Here is a 19,347-nt window from a genome sequence, read left to right on the forward strand (position 1 = left end):
GAAATTTGTTTCAGGTAATTCGGCGGAGGGTAGCCGATTCCCCTCTGGCAGGGCGCACGATTGCAACATTGTTGTTGTTTATGCACGACAACATGCAAGCTAGATAGAAGTAAATATCTTGATTGTTAATTTCTGTGAATTTGTGAACGGGGTGAACCATCTAGCATAGGGGTGTTACATCAAACTTTGCCCCCATGATTGATACCGCCTTATTACTTGATCTGATGCAGGCCAAGGATGCTTCCCACTGGAGCGCGTCCTTGTTCACCATTGCGCGGGGGCTGGGCTTCGACCAGGTGCTGTTTGGTGTCGTCAATTCGCGCCATACCCGTTTCGAGTCGGCCTTCTTGCGCAGTAATTATTCCGAAAACTGGCGCGAGCGCTACGACCGCAACGGCTTCGCCTACGTCGATCCGACCGTCGCCCATTGCCTGTCGAGCACGACGCCCATCGTGTGGCAACCCGGCACCTTCGCCTCCAGCTCCCAGCAGGCCGAGTTGTACGAAGAAGCGAGCGCCCATGGCATCCGTAGCGGTGCGACGCTGCCGATCCACGGGCCGCAGGGAGAATTCGGGGTGATCAGTTTCGCGTCCGACGCGCGGCCCGATGCTGCTGCGCAGCGCGCGATGAACGAGGCGCTGCCGATGCTGTCGCTGGTGCGCGACTATGCGTTCGCGTCGTCCGGGCGTTTCCGCGAGGAGGCGGCGCGGCCGGACGAGGCGCCGCGCCTGACGCGGCGCGAGCTCGAAGTGCTGCAGTGGGTGATGGCGGGCAAATCGTCATGGGAAGTCGCGCGCATCACGGGCTGTTCCGAAGCCACCGTTAATTTCCATCTGGCGAATGTGCGTCAAAAATTTGACGTCAACACTCGCCAGCAGGCGGTGGTCAAGGCCATCGCCCTGGGGCTCATCACCCCTGAAGATCACCATCGCTGAGCTTACCGTTCATGTACATGCGCAGAAGAATCGACACGGGCGCCGGGATCGCGAGGCCGGTTTCAAAGCGGCTGCCGCTGGACTGGGTGACGCCGAAGCGGCCCCAGAATTTTTCCTGGCTTTCGCGCTTGGTGATGCGCAGCCGACGCAGTTCGTGCGGCGCCAGGCGTACCGCGCCGGCGGCGTGGACCAGCTGGTTGGCCTGCAGTTCGGCTGCCAGTGCGTCGCACATCAGATCGTTTGCCATGGTGGTTCCTTTCGGGGTGATGAATCAAATAATTCAGAAACTGCGTCGTTTCCAAAAGTATTGCACCGCCGATATTGCTCGCCACCTATCAATGCTGATAGTACCCAGCTTACCCGATTTGCATAACGCTTCCATGCGTAGTGCATATTACTTGAACCGATTTTCTCAACGAGGAGGGGGTTGGCAATGAGCATGCAAATCACGATCGCGCCGCGGCGCGCATTCGCATCCAAAGAGCTGTGGGAAATGCATACCTTGCGCGCGAAGGTGTTCCGCGGGCGGCTGGGCTGGGAAGTGCCGGTGCTGTCCGGCATGGAGATCGACGGCTACGACGCGCTCGAGCCGCGCTACATGCTGATGCGCGACGGCGAGACGCTGCGCGGCTGCTGGCGCCTGCTGCCGACCGAAGGGCCGTATATGCTCAAGGATTCCTTCCCCCAGCTGCTCGACGGCCAGGAGGCGCCCAGCGACCCGCACATCTGGGAGCTGTCGCGCTTCGCGATCGAGACCGAGGGCGCCGGCAGCTACGGCTTCTCGGAGATGACGATGGAATCGATCGAGGCCATCATCCGTCACGCCCACGAGCGCGGCCTGTCGCGCTACGTCACCGTTACCACCACCGCGATCGAGCGCATGCTGCGCCGGGCCGGCGTGGTCATCACCCGCATCGGGGCGCCGCAGGCGGTCGGGATCGAGACCGCGGTCGCGCTCTACGTGGAGATCGAGCCGACCTGGGAAGCGCTGTTCGCCAGGCGGCTCGCGTCCTGAGCCGGCCAGGGAATCACACCGCGTGTTGGACCAATCAGGCGCCCAGTTGCCGCAGCAGGAAGGTATAGGTCAGCGCCACCATGCGCGCGGTCTGGGCGTTGTCGGCGGCGCCGGCATGGCCGCCCTCGGTGTTTTCCCAATACAGCACGTCGTGTCCCTGGTCCAGCATGCGCGCCGCCATCTTGCGCGCATGCGCCGGATGGACGCGGTCGTCGCGGGTCGAGGTGGTGAACAGCACGCGCGGGTAGCGCTCGCCGGGCCGCACATTGTGGTACGGCGAGTAGCGGGCCAGGTAAGCCCAGTCGTCGGCATCGTCCGGATCGCCGTATTCGCCCATCCACGAGGCGCCGGCCAGCAGCAGGTGATAGCGCCGCATGTCCAGCAGGGGCACCTGGCATACCACGGCGCCGAACAGGTCCGGACGCTGGGTCAGCGCCGCGCCGACCAGCAGGCCGCCATTGCTGCCGCCCATGATGCCCAGCTGTTGCGCCGTGGTGACGCCGCGCGCCACCAGGTCCTGGCCGACGGCGATGAAGTCATCGAAGGCGCGCTGGCGGTGCTGGCGCAGGGCCGCCTGGTGCCAGCGCGGGCCGAACTCGCCGCCGCCGCGGATATTGGCCAGCACATAGGTGCCGCCCTGCTCGAGCCAGGCGGCGCCGGTCATGCCGCTGTAGAAAGGCTTGAGCGAGACCTCGAAGCCGCCGTAGCCGTACAGAAGGGTCGGATTGGCTGCGCCGGCGGCGCGGTTGCGGCGCGTGACGACGAAGTAGGGCACAAGCGTGCCGTCGTCCGAGGTCGCCGTGTGCTGGCTCACCTCATACGGTTCGGCCTCGAAGAAGGCCGGCATCGCCTTGAGTGGTTCGCGGTCGTCGCTGCCGGCCTGCATCAGGAACAGCGTGGTCGGATGCAGGAAATCGGTCACGCTCAGGAAGTAGTCGTCCGAGTGGTCCGAGTCCAGGGCCGACACGCCCAGCGAACCGATGCCGGGCACGGCGACCTCGCGCCGGAGCCATCTTCCATCGTCATGGCGCAATTCGACGACGCGGTTCTTGACGTTGTCGAGCACCGTCAGCAGCAGGCAGCTTTTGGTGGCCGCCACGCCGTCCAGCGAGGTCGATGGGGTCGGCGCGAACAGCACCTCGAAGGCGCGGCCGCCTGCCACGAAGGCGTCGAAGCCGGTCGCCAGCAGGGCGCCCTGGGGATAGGTCACGCCGTCGACCGTCCAGTCCGAGCGCAGCTCGATCACGAGCTGGTCGCGCAGGGCGAAGGCGCTGGCGTCGAGCGGCTTGCCGATCCTGAGCAGTGCATCGCCGCGGCGCCAGAACAGCTCGCTCGTATAGAAATCGATCTGGCGCAGCACGAAGGCGCGCTCCCAGCCGGGGCTGTTGTCCTGGTAGCCGGACGCCGCCATGTCGCTCGCGGCCGCCTCGTACACGGTGCTGGCCGCCGCCAGCGGCGCGCCGCGCTTCCACTCCTTGACGATGCGCGGGTAGCCCGACTCGCTCAGGCTGCCGGGGCCGAAGTCGGTGCCGACGAACAGGGTGTCGCGGTCGATCCAGGACACGTCGCTCTTGGCCTCGGGCAGCGTGAAGCCGTCGGCCACGAAGCCGGGCAGCGCCAGGTCGAATTCGCGCACCACCTTGGCGTCGCCGCCGCCGCGCGACAGCGAGATCAGACAACGATCGGCCTGCGGCTCGAGCCAGGACACGCCGGCCCAGACCCAGTTTTCATTTTCCGTGCGCGCCAGCGCATCGAGGTCGAGCACCGTTTCCCAGTCAGGGACTGGCTTGCGGTATTCGGCCAGCGTCGTGCGGCGCCAGACGCCGCGCACGTGGGTCGCGTCGCGCCAGAAGTTGTAGCACCAGCCGCCATGCACGCCCACATAGGGAATCTTGTCGCTCGAATCGAGAATGCCCTTCAGGCGCTCGCGCAGCGGCGCGAAGCGCGGGTCGGCCTCCAGCTCGGCTTCGGCGGCCGCGTTGCGGGCGGCGACCCAGGCGCGCGATTCGTCGGTGTCGATCTGTTCCAGCCACAGCCAGGGATCGTCGTGGTGTTGCATGCTGTCCTCATCGGTATCACGCCGGCGTGGCGCGCCGATATACTAGCAATTTTGCGTAGCGGCCACCGTCCGCCAGGGGAAGCATGAAGCGCTTGACCATGCCAGGAATCGACGCCATCAAAGCGGCTTGCGCGCGCCTGGGCCGGCCGTTCGTGCTGTGGGGTGGCGGCCTCGCCCTGTCGCTGGCGGTCGGTCTGCTGCTGCACGCGGTCGCCAGCGCCGCCATCGAGGACGCGGCCCGGGGCCGCTTCGAACACGCGGCGCAGGCCGCGCGCGAGAGGATCGACGCCGCGCTCGCCTCGTATGGCCAGGCGGCGCGCGCGTTGGCGGCGCTGCATGCGGCCGGCGGCGGCGACGCCGTGCCCGACCGCGCCGCTTTCCACCGCTACGTCGCCGCGCTCGACCTGCCATCCAACTTCCCGGCGATCGAGGGCGTGAGCTACGCCGCCCACGTGCGCGAAGACGAACGCGAGGCCTTCATCGCCGCCATGCGCGCCGACCGCAGCGTCGACGCGCGCGGCTATCCCGATTTCACGATCTTCCCGGCTGGCCGCCGTCCCTGGTACGAGGTGGTCGCCTACCAGTTCCCGATCGACCAGCCGAGCCGCCGGCTCGGCTTCGACATGGCGGCCAGGCCGGCCGTCGCCCGTGCCCTGGAGGGGGCGCGCGACAGCGGGGGCATGAGCGCCTCGGGCCAGCCAGTCTTCCTGCGCGAACCCAAACCCCATTACGCGCTCGGGATGCGCATGCCGGTCTATCGCGGCGGCGTGACGCCGCTGGGCGTCGAGGCGCGCCGCGCCGCCTATCTCGGCTCGTTCGGGATCGCGTTCTCGGTGCCGGACCTGGTCGAGAACGCGCTGGCGGCGCCTGGCGCCCAGCCGCTCGCGGTCAGCATCTATGGCGTCGGCACGGCTGGCGGAGCGGGCGACCTCGTGCTGCACGGCGCCGACGTGCGGCGCACGCCGCCGACGCAAGGGGAGCACTTCGCCCGGGCGCTGGACGTGGACTTCGCGGGCAGCCGCTGGCTGGCGCATTTCTCGGCGCCCAGGCGCGCGATGCTGACCGGGCTCGATCCCTGGCTGCCGATGGCGGCGCTGGCCTTCGGCTTCGGCGCGACCCTGCTGGTCTATGGCCTGTTCCTGGCCCAGTACCGTTCGCGGCGCGCCGCCGACGAGCAGCGCCTGCTGCTCGACACGGTGCTGGACAACCTGGACGCCGAGGTCTACCTGAAGGACGGGCTGCGCCGCATCCGCTACCTCAATGCCAAAGGCGCCGCGAGCCTGGGGCGGCCGGCGGCGGAGCTGATCGGGCGGCGCGACGTCGAGGCGATGGGCCGCGCCCTGGCCGATGCAGCCTGGGAGCTCGACCGCGCGGTGCTGCACGACGGCCGCCGCAGCAGCGCCCAGGTGGCGCAGTCGGCGCCGGGCGGCGCGCCGCGCCAGTTGTGGACGGTGCGCCTGCCGATGCAGGTCGACGAGGAAGCGGCCGTGCTGTGCGTGGCGACCGACGTCACCGAGCTGCACCGCCTGAAGGCGCGCGCCGACGCCGCCAGCAAGGCCAAGAGCGACTTCCTGTCGAATATGAGCCACGAGATCCGCACCCCGATGAACAGCATCATCGGCATGACCCACCTGGCGCTTCAGGCCGCGCCCGACGCGCGCCAGCGCGACTACCTCGAAAAGATCTACCACTCGGGCCAGCACCTGCTGGGCATCATCAACGACATCCTCGATTTCTCCAAGATCGAGGCCGGCATGCTGGAACTGTCGCGGGTGTGCTTCATGCTCGACGCCCTGATGCGCAATGTCGAGGCGCAGCTGGGCACCGCGGCCGTGGCCAAGGGCCTGGGCTTCGACATCGAGATCGACCCGGTCCTGATGCGGCCCCTGTGCGGCGACTCGCTGCGGCTGGAGCAGGTGCTGCTCAATTTCGCCGGCAATGCCGTCAAGTTCTCCGAGCGCGGCCGGATCACGTTGCGCGCGCGCCTGGCGCGCGCCTTCGGACCCGAAGTGCTGGTGCGCTTCGAGGTCGAAGACCGCGGCATCGGCATCGACGCGGCCGCGCTGCCCCACCTGTTCTCGCCGTTCCAGCAGGCCGACCAGTCGGCCACGCGGCGCCACGGCGGCACCGGCCTGGGACTGGCCATCAGCCGCCAGCTGGCCGAGCTGATGGGCGGCGAGGTCGGGGTGGTCAGTACGCTGGGCGAGGGCAGTACCTTCTGGTTCACGGCGCGCCTGGCCCTGGACGATGCCGGCGGCGGGCGTTCTGGAGGCATGCTCGGCGCCGGCCTGGGCGCCGCGCCGGCCCCAGCCCAGGCGCGCCTGGACGACTGCGCGGTGCTGCTGGTCGAGGACAATGCCTTCAACCAGCAGGTGGCGCGCGAGCTGCTGGAGCAGTCCGGCGCCGCGGTCGAGGTCGCGAACAATGGCCAGGAAGCGCTGGCGGCGATGGTGGATAAACACTTCGACTGCGTGCTGATGGACGTGCAGATGCCGGTGATGGATGGGCTGGAAGCGACCCGCCGCATCCGCCGCGATCCGGCCTTGCGCGATACCCTGGTGGTGGCGATGACGGCCAATGCCGGCGTCGACGACCGCGCGCGCTGCCTGGCCGCGGGCATGAACGAATTCCTGGCCAAGCCGGTGGTGCCGGAGCTGCTGGCCGCCACCATCGCGCGCTGCCTTGGCCGCACCACGGCGCCGGTGGCCGACGTTGCGATGGCGGGGGCAATGCAGCGGACACCGGGATCGTCCGCCGGCGCGGGACAGGCAGAAGTGCTCGACCTGGCCAGCCTGGCCAGCACGGCCGGCGGCGACACCGAGCGGATGCGTAAGTATGTCTTCCTGTTCCTCGATACCGCGCGCGAGAACCTGGCCGGGATCGACACCGCCCTGGCCGGCGGCGACCTGACCCATACCGCGAGCCTGGCGCATCAGCTCAAGTCGGCCGCGCGCGCGATCGGCGCCGCCAGCTTCGGCGCCATCTGCGAAGACCTGGAGGCGCAACCGAAGCGGGCGCCGCGCCTGGGTGCGGCCGGCACCGCCCAGGCCCGGGCGCTGGCGGCGCGCCTGCGCGCACTATTGATCCGGATCGAGCGCGAAGTGTCGACCCAGTTCGGCAGCCGGGACGGCGAGGTGCGCTGAGCGCGAGAAGCACCGCTGTCAAGCCTACCGCCGGTGCGCCAAACACGGTATGCTGTTGGCCCGACCGTTCGAGCCACATGCATGTCTTCCACGATCACTCCCGGCTTAATCATCCTCCACGGTAACCAGATGGAGCTGCTTCGCAGCGCCGTGTTCGACTGGCTGCGCAACCATCCGCTGGGGCCTCTGGAAGACGAGATCTTCCTCGTGCAATCGAACGGGGTGGCCGAATGGCTCAAGATCGCGCTGGCCGAGGAGCTCGGCGTGTGCGCCGCGACCCGGGTGGCGCTGCCGGCGCGCTTCATGTGGGAAGCCTATCGCGACATGCTGGGCCGCGCACGGGTGCCGACCCGGGCCCCGTTCGACAAGGATCCGTTGACCTGGCGGCTGATGCGCCTGTTGCCGACCTTGCTGCAAGAGGATGGCTACGAGCCGCTGGCGCGCTTCCTGGCCGACGGCGACGCCGAGCGCCGCCTGCAGCTGGCCGAACGAGTGGCCGACTTGTACGACCAGTACCAGGTTTATCGCGCCGACTGGCTGGCCGATTGGGCCGCGGGCCGCGACGTGCTGCGTCGTGCCGCCGGCGAGCCGCTGCCGCTGGCCCCGGACCAGCGTTGGCAGGCCTGCCTGTGGCGCGCCGTGCACGCCAGCCTGGAAGAGTCGCAGCGCGATAGCGGGCGCGCCACCATCCATCAGCAATTTTTGGCCGCAATCGAGGCCGGCGAGACGCCCGCCAGCCGCCTGCCGCGCCGGGTGGTGCTGTTCGGGATGTCGACACTGCCTTACCAGACCCTGCAAGCGATCGCGGCGCTTGCGCGCCATACGCAAGTGCTGTTCGCGGTGCCGAACCCGTGCCGCTTCTACTGGGGCGACATCATCGAGGGCCGCGACCTGCTCAGGGCGGCGCGCCGCCGCCAGCCCCAGCGCAACGGCGTCGACCTCGGCGCCTATCCGATCGAGGAACTGCACGCCCACAGCCATCCGCTGCTGGCGAGCTGGGGCCGGCAGGGCCGCGATTTCGTGCGCATGCTGGACGAATTCGACAACCAGGACCGTACCGAAGAGGAAACGGCGCCGCTGAAGGTCGACCTGTTCGCCGACGACGATGGCGCGACCCTGCTGGCCCAGGCCCAGGCCGCGGTGCGCGACCTGTTGCCGCTGTCCGAGCATCCGAAGGTATCGCCGATGCCCGATGACCGGTCGATCGAGTTCCACGTGACGCACAGCGTGCAGCGCGAGGTCGAGGTGCTGCACGACCAGCTGCTGTCGTGGTTCGCGCAAGACCCGAGCCTGCGGCCGCGCGACGTGGTGGTGATGGTGCCCGACATCGATGCCTTCTCGCCGGCGATCCACGCCGTGTTCGGCCAGTACCGGCACAAGGAACCGCGCCACATTCCGTTCGAGATCGGCGACGTGCGCGACCGCAGCGTCGATCCGCTGCTGGTCTCGCTCGAATGGCTGCTGCGCCTGCCGCAGCAGCGCTGCCGCCAGAGCGAGGTGCGCGACCTGCTGGACGTGCCGGCCGTGGCGCGCCGCTTCGGCCTGGCCGACGATGACCTGCCGGTCCTGGGCCGCTGGATCGAGGGCGCCGGCGTGCGCTGGGGCCTGGACCACGAACACCGCGCCGGTCTGGGGCTGGGCATGGCAGGGGAGCAGAATGCCTGGATCTTCGGCGTGCGGCGCATGCTGCTCGGCTATGCCAGCGGCGCCGGCGCCAGCTTCGCCGACATCGAACCGTACGCGGAGGTGGGCGGGCTGGACGCCGCGCTGGCCGGCTCGCTGGCCCAACTGGTCGACTGCCTGCTGACCTGGCGCGCCCGGCTCGATACGCCGCGCACGCCGGCCGCGTGGGGCGAGGCCGCGCGCGAGATGCTGTCGTGCTTCTATGCCGCCATCGGCGAGGACGACCGCCTGACCCTGGCCAGCCTGGACGAGGGCCTGCAGTGCTGGCTCGAGACGTGCGATGCCGCGGGCTTCGACGAACCGGTGCCCCTGGCGGTGCTGCGCGAAGCCTGGCTCAACGAACTGGACCAGCCGACCCTGAATCACCAGTTCGTGTCGGGCGGCGTGACCTTCTGCACCCTGATGCCGATGCGTGCGGTGCCGTTCCGCGTGGTGTGCCTGCTCGGCATGAATGACGGCGATTTCCCGCGCCGCGCGCGCCAGTCGGACTTCGACCTGCTCGCGCTGCCCGGCATGGCGCGCCCCGGCGACCGCTCGCGCCGCGACGACGACCGCTACCTGATGCTCGAGGCGCTGCTGGCGGCGCGCGACAAGTTCTATGTGAGCTGGGTCGGCCGCAACGTGCGCGACAACAGCGAGCAGCCGCCATCGGTGCTGGTGTCGCAGCTGCGCGACTACCTGAAAGCCGGCTGGGCCATGAAGAACCTGGGCCAGCTCACGACCGAGCACGCGCTGCAGCCGTTCAGCCGCCGTTATTTCGAGGAGGGCGGCTTACTCACCTACGCCGGCGAATGGCGCGCCGCCCACGGCGGCGACGGCGCGGGCGTGGCCGATCCCTTGCCCCCCTACCAGCTGGATACGAACACGGTGCTCAAGCTGGCCGACCTGGATGGATTCCTGCGCCAGCCGGCGACGTATTTCTTCAAGCGCCGCATGGGCGTCGTGTTCGACCGCGACAGCCAGGTGGGCGATGACGACGAGCCGTTCGCGCTCGACGCGCTGGAGCGCTGGCAGGTGAACGACCGGCTGCTGGACGACAGTGGCGAACCGGAAGCGCTCGATGAGGTGCGCGCCACGCTCGAAGTGCGCGCCGCGCGCCTGGCGCGCGCCGGCATGCTGCCGATCGGCCTGGTGGGCCGCATGCTGCAGGACGAACTGGTCGGGGGCCTGGCGCCGGTGCGTTCCGAATGGCTGCGCGTTGGCGCGCGGTTCCCCGAAGCGGCGCCCAAGCTGGCGGTGTCGCTCGACCTCGACGGCCTGCGGCTCGATGACTGGATCGACCGCCTGCACAGCGGCGACGGGCAGACCGCATGGCTGCTGCAGACGGCGTCGCAGGTGCTCGGCAAGGACGGCAAACCACGCGCCGACAAGCTGGCGCCATTCTGGCTGCGCCAGCTGGCCAGCGCCGCCGTCGGCAGTCCGGTGGCCGGCATCCTGGTGGCGCGTGACGCCAAGTTCGAGATGGCGCCGCTGGATCCGGACGACTCGCTGCAGGCCTTGCGCGACCTGGCGCGCCTGTGGCGCGCCAATCTCGACCAACCGCTGCCGGTGGCCTGCCGCACGGCGCTGGCCGAGCTGGCCGGCGGCAAGCCGCGCCAGGTGTACGAGGGCAGCGACGATGTCCGGGGCGAGGTCAGGGACGTGTGCCTGGCCCGGCTGTGGCCCGATTTCGACGCCCTGCGCGCGGCCGGCGGCTGGCCGGATGTCGCCCACGAATTGTACGGACCGCTGGCGCGCTGGTTCGCCGAAGCGGTAACGGTTACCCCCTTGCAGGAGTCGGCCCAATGAGCCAGGATCTCGTACCCTTGGTGTTTCCCCTGCACGGTTCGCGCCTGATCGAGGCCTCGGCCGGCACCGGCAAGACCTGGACCATCGCCGCGCTCTATGTGCGCCTGGTGCTCGGACATGGCGGCCCCGACGCCTTCTCGCGGCCCTTGCTGCCGGCCGAGATCCTGGTGATGACCTTCACCCGCGCCGCTACCCGCGAATTGTCGAACCGGGTGCGCGAGCGGCTGGTGCAGGCCGCCGGCTACTTCCGCGGCCAGGAGGCGCAGGACGACCCCTACCTGGCGCAGCTTGCCGCAGACTATCCCGACCAGGGCGCGCGCGACGTCGCGGCGCACCGCCTGATGCTGGCTGCCGAAACCATGGACGAGGCGGCGATCTTCACCATCGACGCCTGGTGCCAGCGCATGCTGCGCGAGCACGCCTTCGACAGCGGCAGCCTGTTCGACGAAGAGCTGGTCAGCAGCGAGGACATGCTGTTCGAGGACGCCGCCAACGACTATTGGCGCCAGCACGTCTATCCGCTCGGCGCCGAACAGCTGTCGCTGGTGCTGGACAGCTGGAAGGATGTCGGCACGCTCAAGAAGAAGGTGCGCAAGCTGGTTGCGCTGGCTTCGCTGCTCGATGCAGATGCCGGCGCGCTCGGTCCGATGGTGGCGCGCCTGGCGCGCGCGGACGCCGACGCGCTGGCGGGCCTGAAGGAAGGCTGGAGCGAGCGCGCCGCCCTGATGGAGGCGTGGATCGCCGACCAGAGGGCCAATGCGGGCCGCAAGTTCAATGGCAGCATGTACGCAAGCAACCATGTCGCCGGCTGGTTCGCCAAGCTGCGCGGCTGGGTCAACGATCCGCAGGCGCGCAAGCCGGACTTGCTCAAGGGCTGGGAGCGGCTGACGCCGGACGGCATCCGCGCCGCCGGGAAGGATGGCTACGTCCCCGATGTGCCGGCCTGTTTCGACGCGACCGAGGAGTTGCAGCGCGCGCTGGAGGCCCTCGCGCCGGTGTCGCATGCGATGCTGGCCCACGCAGCCTTTCATATCGGCCAGCGCATGCAGGAACTCAAGCGCCGCAACCGCCAGTTCGGCTTTGCCGACATGCTGGACCGGCTGAAGGCGGCGCTGGAAGGCGAGAACGGCGAAGCGTTGCGGCGCCGCATCGTCGACCAGTACCCGGTGGCGATGGTCGACGAGTTCCAGGACACGTCGCCCGACCAGTATCGCATCTTCGACCTGCTGTACCGGGTCGAGGACAACGATCCGCAGCGCGGCCTGTTCCTGATCGGCGACCCCAAGCAATCGATCTACGGCTTCCGCGGCGCCGACATCAACAGCTACCTCGCTGCGCGCCTGGCCACCACCGGCCGCCATTACAAGCTGGGCACCAACTTCCGCTCCAGCGCCGCGCTGGTGGCGGCGGTCAACCGCGTGTTCGCCTTCGCCGAGGAGAGCAAGGTGCATCCCGGCCATGCGGCCGGCGCATTCCGCTTCCGCAAGGGCGAGCTCAATCCGCTGCCGTTCGAGCCGGTGAAGGCCAACGACCACCGGCGCAGGCTGGTCGGGGTCTGCGAGCCCTACCAGGCGCTGGCGATGTGCCTGAACGGCCAGGAAGACATGAAGGCCGAGGCCTACCGCACATTCTTCGCGCATCACTGCGCCGAGCACATCGTGGGCCTGCTGAACGACGAACAGGTCGGCTTCGAGGACGAGAAGGATGGCAAGGCCGTCTTCGAACGCCTGCAGCCGGCCGACATCGCGATCCTGGTGCGCAGCGGCACCGAGGCGGCGACGGTGCGCAAGGCCCTGGCGCGGCGCGGGGTCAAGAGCGTCTACCTGTCGGACAAGGATTCCGTGCTGCACAGCGACGAGGCGCATGATGTGCTGCGCTGGCTGCGGGCGGTGGCCGCGCCGCTCGACGGCGCCCTCGCGCGGGCCGCCTTCGCCACGCGCTCGGCGGGACTCGAACTGGCGCTGCTCGCGCGCCTGTCGGTCGACGAGCTCGAATGGGAAGCGCGCATCGAGCAGCTCAAGGGCCTGCATGGCATCTGGCAGCGCCAGGGTGTGCTGGCCATGCTGCGCCGTTTCATCCACCAGCTCGGGCTGCCGGCCCGCCTGCTGAACGAGGCGGGCGGCGAACGGTCGCTGACCAACCTGCTGCACCTGGCCGAGCTGTTGCAGGAAGCCAGCGGCCAGCTCGAGGGAGAGCAGGCCCTGGTGCGCTGGCTGGCGGAACAGATCGAGGCCGAAGACGGCGCCGGCGACGAGCGCGTCGTACGCCTGGAGAGCGATGACCAGCTGGTGAAGGTGGTCACGGTGCACAAATCCAAAGGTCTGGAGTACCCGCTCGTGTACCTGCCGTTTGGCGTCACCATGTTCCAGACTACGCGCAAGGATCCTTTCTTCAACTACATCGACGCCGATGGCGAGCGTTGTATCGATTTCGCGCGCAGCGATGCTTCGCTGGAAGCGGTCGACCGCGCCCGCCTGGAAGAAGAACTGCGCCTGCTGTACGTCGCGCTGACCCGTGCCCGTCATTTCCTGTGGCTGGGCGCGGCCGGCGTCATGCACGGCAACGAGAAGAGCAACCGCCTTCACGAGACGGCGCTCGGCTACCTGCTGCGCGGCGGCGAACGGATGGCGGCGGACGAGCTGTCCGCGCACGTCGCTACCTTGCGCGGGGATGTCGACGGCATCGTGGTGCATGAGCTGGCGCCGGGCGACGGCGTCACGCTGCTGTCACGCCAGGATGCCATGCCCGACCTGGTGCGGATCCCGGCCTACAGCGCCGACTTCGAGCGCGACTGGTCGGTCGGCTCGTTCACCTCGATGACCCGCCACGCGGTGGCGCCGCCGACGCCGATGCGCGCCCAGGAGCAGACCTTGCTGGAGGAAGCGCCGCAGGTGGTCACGCCGCCGCGCATCGAGGACGCGCCGTGGCACCGTTTCCCGCGCGGTTCGGTGCCCGGCAACTTCATGCACGAGCAGCTCGAATGGCTGGCGCGCGAAGGTTTCGATTGCCTGGACGATGCGGATTGCCAGGCGCGCCTGGTCAGGCATATCGAGCGCCAGGGCTGGGGCAACCGCCTGGACGACGCGCTGGCCTGGTTGCGCGCGATCGTCGACACCCCGCTGCCGCCCCTGAATGCCGCCCTGCGCGACTTGAAGGGGGTGTTGCCCGAGATGGAGTTCTGGTTCCCCAGTCAGTACCTCGACCTGGCCGCGCTCGACGCGCTGTGCCGCACCCGCCTGCTGGGTGGGGTCGAGCGGCCGGTGTTGCCCGACCGGGTATTGCACGGCATGCTGAAGGGCTTTGCCGACCTGGTGTTCGAGCACCAGGGCCGCTACTGGGTGCTCGACTACAAGTCCAACGCGCTGGGACCGGGCGATGCCGCCTATACCCGTGCCGCGATGGAGGCCGGGATGGCCGAGCACCGCTACGAGATCCAGGGCAGCATCTACCTGCTGGCGCTGCACCGCCTGCTGCGGTCGCGCCTGGGCGCTGCCTACGAACCCGAGTACCAGCTGGGCGGCGCGGTGTTCATGTTCCTGCGCGGGATCGCCAACCCCGACACGCGCGGTTGCTGCGTGCTGGCGCCCGACCTGGATTTGCTGGACGAACTCGAACGATTGCTGGACAAGGAACAGTATGCCGAAGGTTGAACCGAATATCGACGCCCTGTGGGCCGAGATCGGCCGCTTGAGCGAAGCGGGCGAGCTGCGCCGCCTGTCGAGCGCCTTCGCGCGCTTCGTCGCCGGCCTGGGGAGTGCGTCGCCGCCGCTGGTGCTGGCGGCAGCCGTGCTGTCCGAGCTCGAAGGCCGCGGCCACAGCTGCCTGCAGCTTGCCGACCTGGCCGCCGGCCCGGCCGGGCTGCTGGGCTGGGACGAGGAACAGTGGGCCCAGCTTGCGGCGAGCGCCGCGCCGCTGCCCAAGGGTGCGGCCGGCTGGCGCAAGCTGCTTGCAGGCTGCGAACAGGTGTGGGACCGCAGCGAGCTGGACTATGACCAGCCGCTGGTGCTCGATGGCGAGCGGCTCTACCTGCGCCGCTACTGGCGCGACGAGACCCAGGTGGCGCGCGGCGTGCGCGAGCGGGCCGGCACGGCGCACGCGGTCGACGAAGCGCTGGTGCGCGATTGGCTCGACCGCCTTTTTGTCTCCCAGTCTGATGGCGAGGGGCCGGACTGGCAAAAGCTGGCCTGCGCCGTGGCGCTCCGCGGCTCGGTCGCGATCATCACCGGCGGCCCCGGCACTGGCAAGACCTATACCGTCGCGCGCCTGCTCGCGCTGCTGTTCGCGACCGCGCCGGATGCCGACCGCCAGCGCGTGGCCCTGGCAGCGCCGACCGGCAAGGCCGCAGCGCGCCTGAAACAGTCGATCGACAAGGCCTTGAGCGAGCTGGCCGACCGCGTCGGCGGCGACCTGCCGCTGCGCAAGCTCACGGAGCGCATGGGCGCGGCCCGTACGCTCCACAGCCTGCTCGGGGCGCGGCCCGATACCCGCGCCTTCCGCCACAATCGCGGCAATCCGCTCGAAGTCGACGTGCTGATCGTCGACGAAGCCTCGATGGTGCACCTCGAGATGATGGCCAGCCTGCTCGATGCGTTGCCGCCTGGTGCGACCCTGATCCTGCTCGGCGACAAGGACCAGCTGGCGTCGGTGGAGGCGGGGGCCGTGCTGGGCGACCTGTGCCACGACGCCCACCTCGGCAACTACGATGCGGCGACGGTCGACTATATCCGGCGCGCCAGCGGCGAAGCCATACCCGATGCCTACCACGGCGGCGGCGGCCCGCTGGCCCAGCAGACCGTGATGCTGCGCCGCAGCCGCCGTTTCGGCGGTCCGATCGGGCAGCTGGCGCTGGCGGTGAACGCGGGCGACGAGGCGCGCGTCGAGGAGGTCCTGCGCGCCGATGGCGACGAGGTGCGCTGGATCGACCATGCGCAGCAGGCCCACGTCCTGCAACTGGCGCAGGCCGGCTATGCGCCTTATCTGGAGCTGCTGCGCGCCGGGCCGCAAGGGGAGCACGAGGACTGGGTGCGCCAGGTATTGCAGCGCTTCGAGGCGTTCCGCATCCTGTGCGCGGTGCGGGAGGGAGAGTGGGGCGTGTCGGGCCTGAACGAGGCGATCGAGAGGCGGCTGGCCGTCCAGGGCCTGCTGCGCCACGGCGCCGAATGGTATGCGGGACGCCCGGTCATGGTGACCCGCAACGATTACGCGACCGGCGTATTCAACGGCGACATCGGCGTGACGCTGCCCGACCCGGCGCGTCCCGGCGCGCCGCGCGTGTACTTCCTGGAAGGCGATGCGGTGCGCAGCGTGCTGGCGTCGCGCCTGCGCAATGTGGAGACGGCGTTCGCGATGACCGTGCATAAATCGCAGGGCTCGGAGTTCCGTCACACGGTGCTGGCGCTGCCGCGCGAGAGCAATGCGGTGCTCACGCGTGAGCTGGTCTACACCGGCATCACGCGCGCCAGCAAGGTGTTCACGCTGGTGACGCCGAACGGCGCGGTGCTGCGCGAGGCGATCGCGAGCCGGACCTACCGCACCAGCGGCTTGCGCGCGCTGGTGGCCTGAAGGATGCAAGAAAAAAAGGGGCCTCGCGGCCCCTTTGTCATGGTGTGTTCTTAGTCGCGGCGCTTGCGCGTCGCCTTGACCTTGGCCGAGGTGCGCTTCTTGGTCGCCTTCGCCTTCGACCCCTTCGACTTGGCGCGGGCCTTGGCCTTCGAGCTGCCGGCGCTGGCCTTGATGCGCGGGCCACCCGCGGCGCGCGCGACCCTCGCCACCGGCTCGTCGCCCGTGATGAAGCGGCGGATGTTGAGCGCATCCATGACGCGCGCCGACGAGGCGTTGGCGTTGAGGAGCACCAGCGTCGCCTTCTTGCCGGCGGCGGTGATGTTCATGATCAGGCAGCGGCCGGCTTCGTTGGTGAAGCCGGTCTTGGACAGGCCGACGTCCCAGCCCTTGGCGCCGACCAGGCGGTTGGTATTGCGGTATTCGACGCCGCGGCCGTTGATGTCGATGATCTCGCGGGTCTCGGTGGTCATGTGCACGATTTCCGGATAGCCGGTCGAAGCCGACGCCATCTTGACCAGGTCGGCCGCGGTCGAGCGGTTGTGCGGAGACAGGCCGGTCGGTTCTTCGATCTCGGTATGGGCCATGCCCAGCGCGCGGATCTTGCGGCGCACGGCGGCCTTGAAGCCTTCCTTGCCGCCCGGGAAGGTGCGGGCGAGGGCGGCGGCGGCGCGGTTATCCGAGGACATCAGGGCCAGGTGCAGCACGTCGCGGCGTGCGATGCTGGCGCCGACCGGCACCCGCGAGCTGCTGAACTTGACGCGGTCGACGTCTTCACGGTCGATCTCGATCATCTCGTCCATGTCGAGCTTGGCGTCGAGCACGACCATCGCCGTCATCAGCTTGGTCAGCGAGGCAATCGGTACGACTGCATCGGCATTTTTCTCGAGCAGGATCTTGCCGGTGTCGTCTTCCACCACGAGCACCGATTGCGAACCGAACGGCACGGCGAATGCCGCAGCCGAAAAGGTCATCAGGACCGTTGCGAACAGTTTCTTGATCATTATTTGTATGAAATCTGGGTTGAAGTTGAACGTCGGGGCGCCGGGCGGCGCAGGATCAACATCTATCTCTAGGGCAACTAGAGTAAGGACAATATCATCCATCCCAGCTGCATGTCTATGGCGCACGAGCAAATTCCCCTATGGGAAGCCATTTTTTGTCGGAAATGTGACGCTGGCGATTCGCGAGATTAACAACTCATGTCACATAGAAATGTCGAGTGACTAATTCCTGTGCATTTCAAGCAAAACAGCCCTGCGCAGGGCAGGGCTGTTCGGTATCAGGCGGAATTTACTTGGCCTGGTAGATCTTGTCGAACTCGCCGCCATCGTTGAAGTGGCGCTTCTGGGCCGCGGTCCAGCCGCCGAAGACTTCGTCCACGGTGAACAGGCTGATCGGCTTGTAGTTGGCCGCATACTTCTTCATGACCGTTTCCGAGCGCACGCGCATGAAGTGCTTGGCGCCGATTTCCTGACCCGCCGGCGTGTACAGGAAGTTCAGGTAGGCGGTGGCCGGCTGGCGTACCTTGAGGCGGTCGACCACCTTGTCGACCACGGCCACCGGCGATTCGGCCAGGATCGAGCTGGCCGGATAGATCACTTCGAAATCGTTACCGAATTCCTGGCGCACCATGCTGACCTCGTTCTCGAAAGTCACCAGCACGTCGCCGATCTGGCGCTGGGTGAAGGTGGTGGTCGCGGCGCGGCCGCCACCGTCCAGGATCGGCACGTTCTTGAAGATCTTGGCGACCAGGTCGCGCGCCTGCGCTTCGCTACCGCCTTTCTTGATCACCGAGCCCCAGGCTGCCAGATAGGTGTAGCGGCCATTGCCCGAGGTCTTGGGATTCGGGATGATGCTGGCCACGCCCGGACGCGCCAGGTCGGCCCAGTCGCGCACCTGTTTTGGATTACCCTTGCGCACCAGGAACACCATGGTCGAGTAGTACGGGGTGGCGTTGTTCGGGAACTTCTTGGCCCAGTCTTTTGCCACCAGGCCGCGGTCGACCAGCAGGTCGATGTCGTTGGCCTGGTTCATGGTCACCACCGACGCCTCGAGGCCGTCGGCGACGGCGCGCGCCTGCTTGCTCGAGCCGCCATGCGATTGTTTGATGGTGAGGGTCTGGCCGGTCTGCTGCTTATACGAAGCGATGAAGGCCGGATTGACTTCCTTGTACAGCTCGCGCGCCACGTCGTAGGACACGTTCAGCAGTTCGGCATCGGCCGCGCTGGCGTGCAGGGGCAGTGCGCTGCCGAGCGCCAGGGTCAGGGCCAGGATCGAGCGGCGCAGCGTGTTCGGAGTGGTGTCGCGCATTATGTGTTCTCGCTTAAGGAAATATTAGTGACAGAGTGCATGTTCCCTAATCCACGCGCTGAACGGAACGATAGTTTCGTCATATGGTTATATGGGGAACGCGTTTGACCGTGTCGCCAGCAGGGTCTCTTACTTTCGGTGTATAGTCGAGGCCGTGCGATGCCGCGTCATCGTTCGTTCATGTCCGTTTCCAAGTAGATGATTGATGTCCACGCGTATTGAAATCCGCAAGGCTGTCCCTGACGATGCAACGGCTGCCTGCAATCTGCTGCGCCGTTCGATCGAGGAGGGCTGCCGCGCCGACCACCAGGACCAGCCCGGCGTGCTTGATGCCTGGCTCGGCAACAAGACGCCGGCCAACGTCGTCACCTGGTTTGCCTCGCCCACCAATTATGCGGTGGTCGCCGAAAGCGAAGGCGAACTGGTCGGCCTGACCCTGTTGACGCAGGCCGGCAAGGTGGCGCTGTGCTACGTGTTGCCTGACGCCTTGCGCTGCGGCGTCGGCCGCGCCTTGCTCGATGCCGTGGAGCAGCAGGCGAGAGAATGGAACATCAGCAAGCTGCACCTGCACAGCCCCTCGGGCGCCAGCATGTTCTTCGAGCGCCACGGCTACATCAATGCCGGCAAAGAAAAAGCCTGCTTCGGCCTCGAGTGCGACCTGCTATGGAAGCGCCTGGACGGCGCCTGCGATCCGGCGACGCGCAAGCGCTTCTGCAACTGCGGCGAGTAAATACCTGAGCCTGGCGCCAACGTGCAACAAAGCGATAACATTTGCACGCTTCGTGAACACTTCTGCATGCTTGACGGATACGCTATAGTACGCACTATCGCAATTGTCGAGTAACGGATCCG

Annotated in this window: 11 protein-coding genes; 7 read left to right on the forward strand and 4 right to left on the reverse strand. The window is 68.0% G+C overall.

Annotated elements, in window-relative coordinates; genetic code table 11:
- Positions 1-194 precede the first annotated feature (194 nt).
- Positions 195-935, forward strand: a complete 741-nt coding sequence (locus SOM28_RS01880) for a helix-turn-helix transcriptional regulator (protein WP_221176232.1) — start codon at positions 195-197, stop codon at positions 933-935.
- On the opposite strand, the gene SOM28_RS01885 is transcribed toward SOM28_RS01880, so the two are convergent.
- Entirely contained in the window at positions 910-1,182 is a 273-nt protein-coding gene (locus tag SOM28_RS01885; protein ID WP_123072342.1) for a helix-turn-helix domain-containing protein, read from the reverse strand. The genes SOM28_RS01880 and SOM28_RS01885 overlap by 26 nt on opposite strands.
- Positions 1,183-1,368: 186 nt before the next feature.
- Here SOM28_RS01885 and SOM28_RS01890 point away from each other — a divergent pair, with 186 nt between their 5' ends.
- Positions 1,369-1,950, forward strand: a complete 582-nt coding sequence (locus SOM28_RS01890) for an acyl-homoserine-lactone synthase (protein ID WP_320467002.1) — start codon at positions 1,369-1,371, stop codon at positions 1,948-1,950.
- A gap of 34 nt (positions 1,951-1,984) precedes the next feature.
- Here the strand turns inward: SOM28_RS01890 and SOM28_RS01895 are convergent, their stop codons facing one another.
- On the reverse strand, positions 1,985-4,048 hold the full coding sequence (locus SOM28_RS01895) for a prolyl oligopeptidase family serine peptidase (RefSeq protein WP_267876103.1): 2,064 nt from the start codon (positions 4,046-4,048) through the stop codon (positions 1,985-1,987).
- A gap of 44 nt (positions 4,049-4,092) precedes the next feature.
- Between SOM28_RS01895 and SOM28_RS01900 the strand changes: the two genes are divergently transcribed.
- The 4 genes from SOM28_RS01900 to recD all read left to right on the forward strand — a co-directional run bounded on the left by SOM28_RS01900 (position 4,093) and on the right by recD (position 16,185).
- Complete coding sequence (locus tag SOM28_RS01900; protein WP_320467003.1) at positions 4,093-7,152, forward strand: CHASE domain-containing protein; 3,060 nt, start codon at positions 4,093-4,095, stop codon at positions 7,150-7,152.
- A gap of 81 nt (positions 7,153-7,233) precedes the next feature.
- Entirely contained in the window at positions 7,234-10,623 is a 3,390-nt protein-coding gene (recC, locus tag SOM28_RS01905) for an exodeoxyribonuclease V subunit gamma (RefSeq protein WP_320467004.1), read from the forward strand.
- Positions 10,620-14,273, forward strand: coding sequence for an exodeoxyribonuclease V subunit beta (gene recB, locus SOM28_RS01910; RefSeq protein WP_320467005.1), 3,654 nt, complete (start codon positions 10,620-10,622; stop codon positions 14,271-14,273). The genes recC and recB overlap by 4 nt, the downstream gene beginning before the upstream one ends.
- Positions 14,260-16,185: an exodeoxyribonuclease V subunit alpha gene (gene recD / locus SOM28_RS01915; protein ID WP_320467006.1), complete on the forward strand. Its 1,926-nt coding sequence runs from the start codon at positions 14,260-14,262 to the stop codon at positions 16,183-16,185. Before recB ends, recD begins: the two co-directional genes overlap by 14 nt.
- A gap of 50 nt (positions 16,186-16,235) precedes the next feature.
- Here recD and SOM28_RS01920 read toward each other — a convergent pair whose 3' ends face one another.
- Both SOM28_RS01920 and SOM28_RS01925 read right to left on the reverse strand, forming a co-directional pair.
- The gene (locus SOM28_RS01920; protein ID WP_123069231.1) at positions 16,236-17,186 is read right to left on the reverse strand and encodes a serine hydrolase; all 951 of its coding nucleotides are present in this window, start codon (positions 17,184-17,186) and stop codon (positions 16,236-16,238) included.
- A gap of 289 nt (positions 17,187-17,475) precedes the next feature.
- A complete protein-coding gene (locus tag SOM28_RS01925) occupies positions 17,476-18,495 on the reverse strand; it encodes a sulfate ABC transporter substrate-binding protein (RefSeq protein WP_221176153.1) in 1,020 nt (339 codons plus the stop codon).
- A gap of 205 nt (positions 18,496-18,700) precedes the next feature.
- On the opposite strand from SOM28_RS01925, the gene SOM28_RS01930 reads away from it, so the two are divergent.
- On the forward strand, positions 18,701-19,225 hold the full coding sequence (locus SOM28_RS01930) for a GNAT family N-acetyltransferase (RefSeq protein WP_123069232.1): 525 nt from the start codon (positions 18,701-18,703) through the stop codon (positions 19,223-19,225).
- Positions 19,226-19,347 lie beyond the last annotated feature (122 nt).

The organism is Massilia sp. CFBP9026 (assembly GCF_034045165.1).
GTDB lineage: Bacteria > Pseudomonadota > Gammaproteobacteria > Burkholderiales > Burkholderiaceae_D > Telluria > Telluria arenae.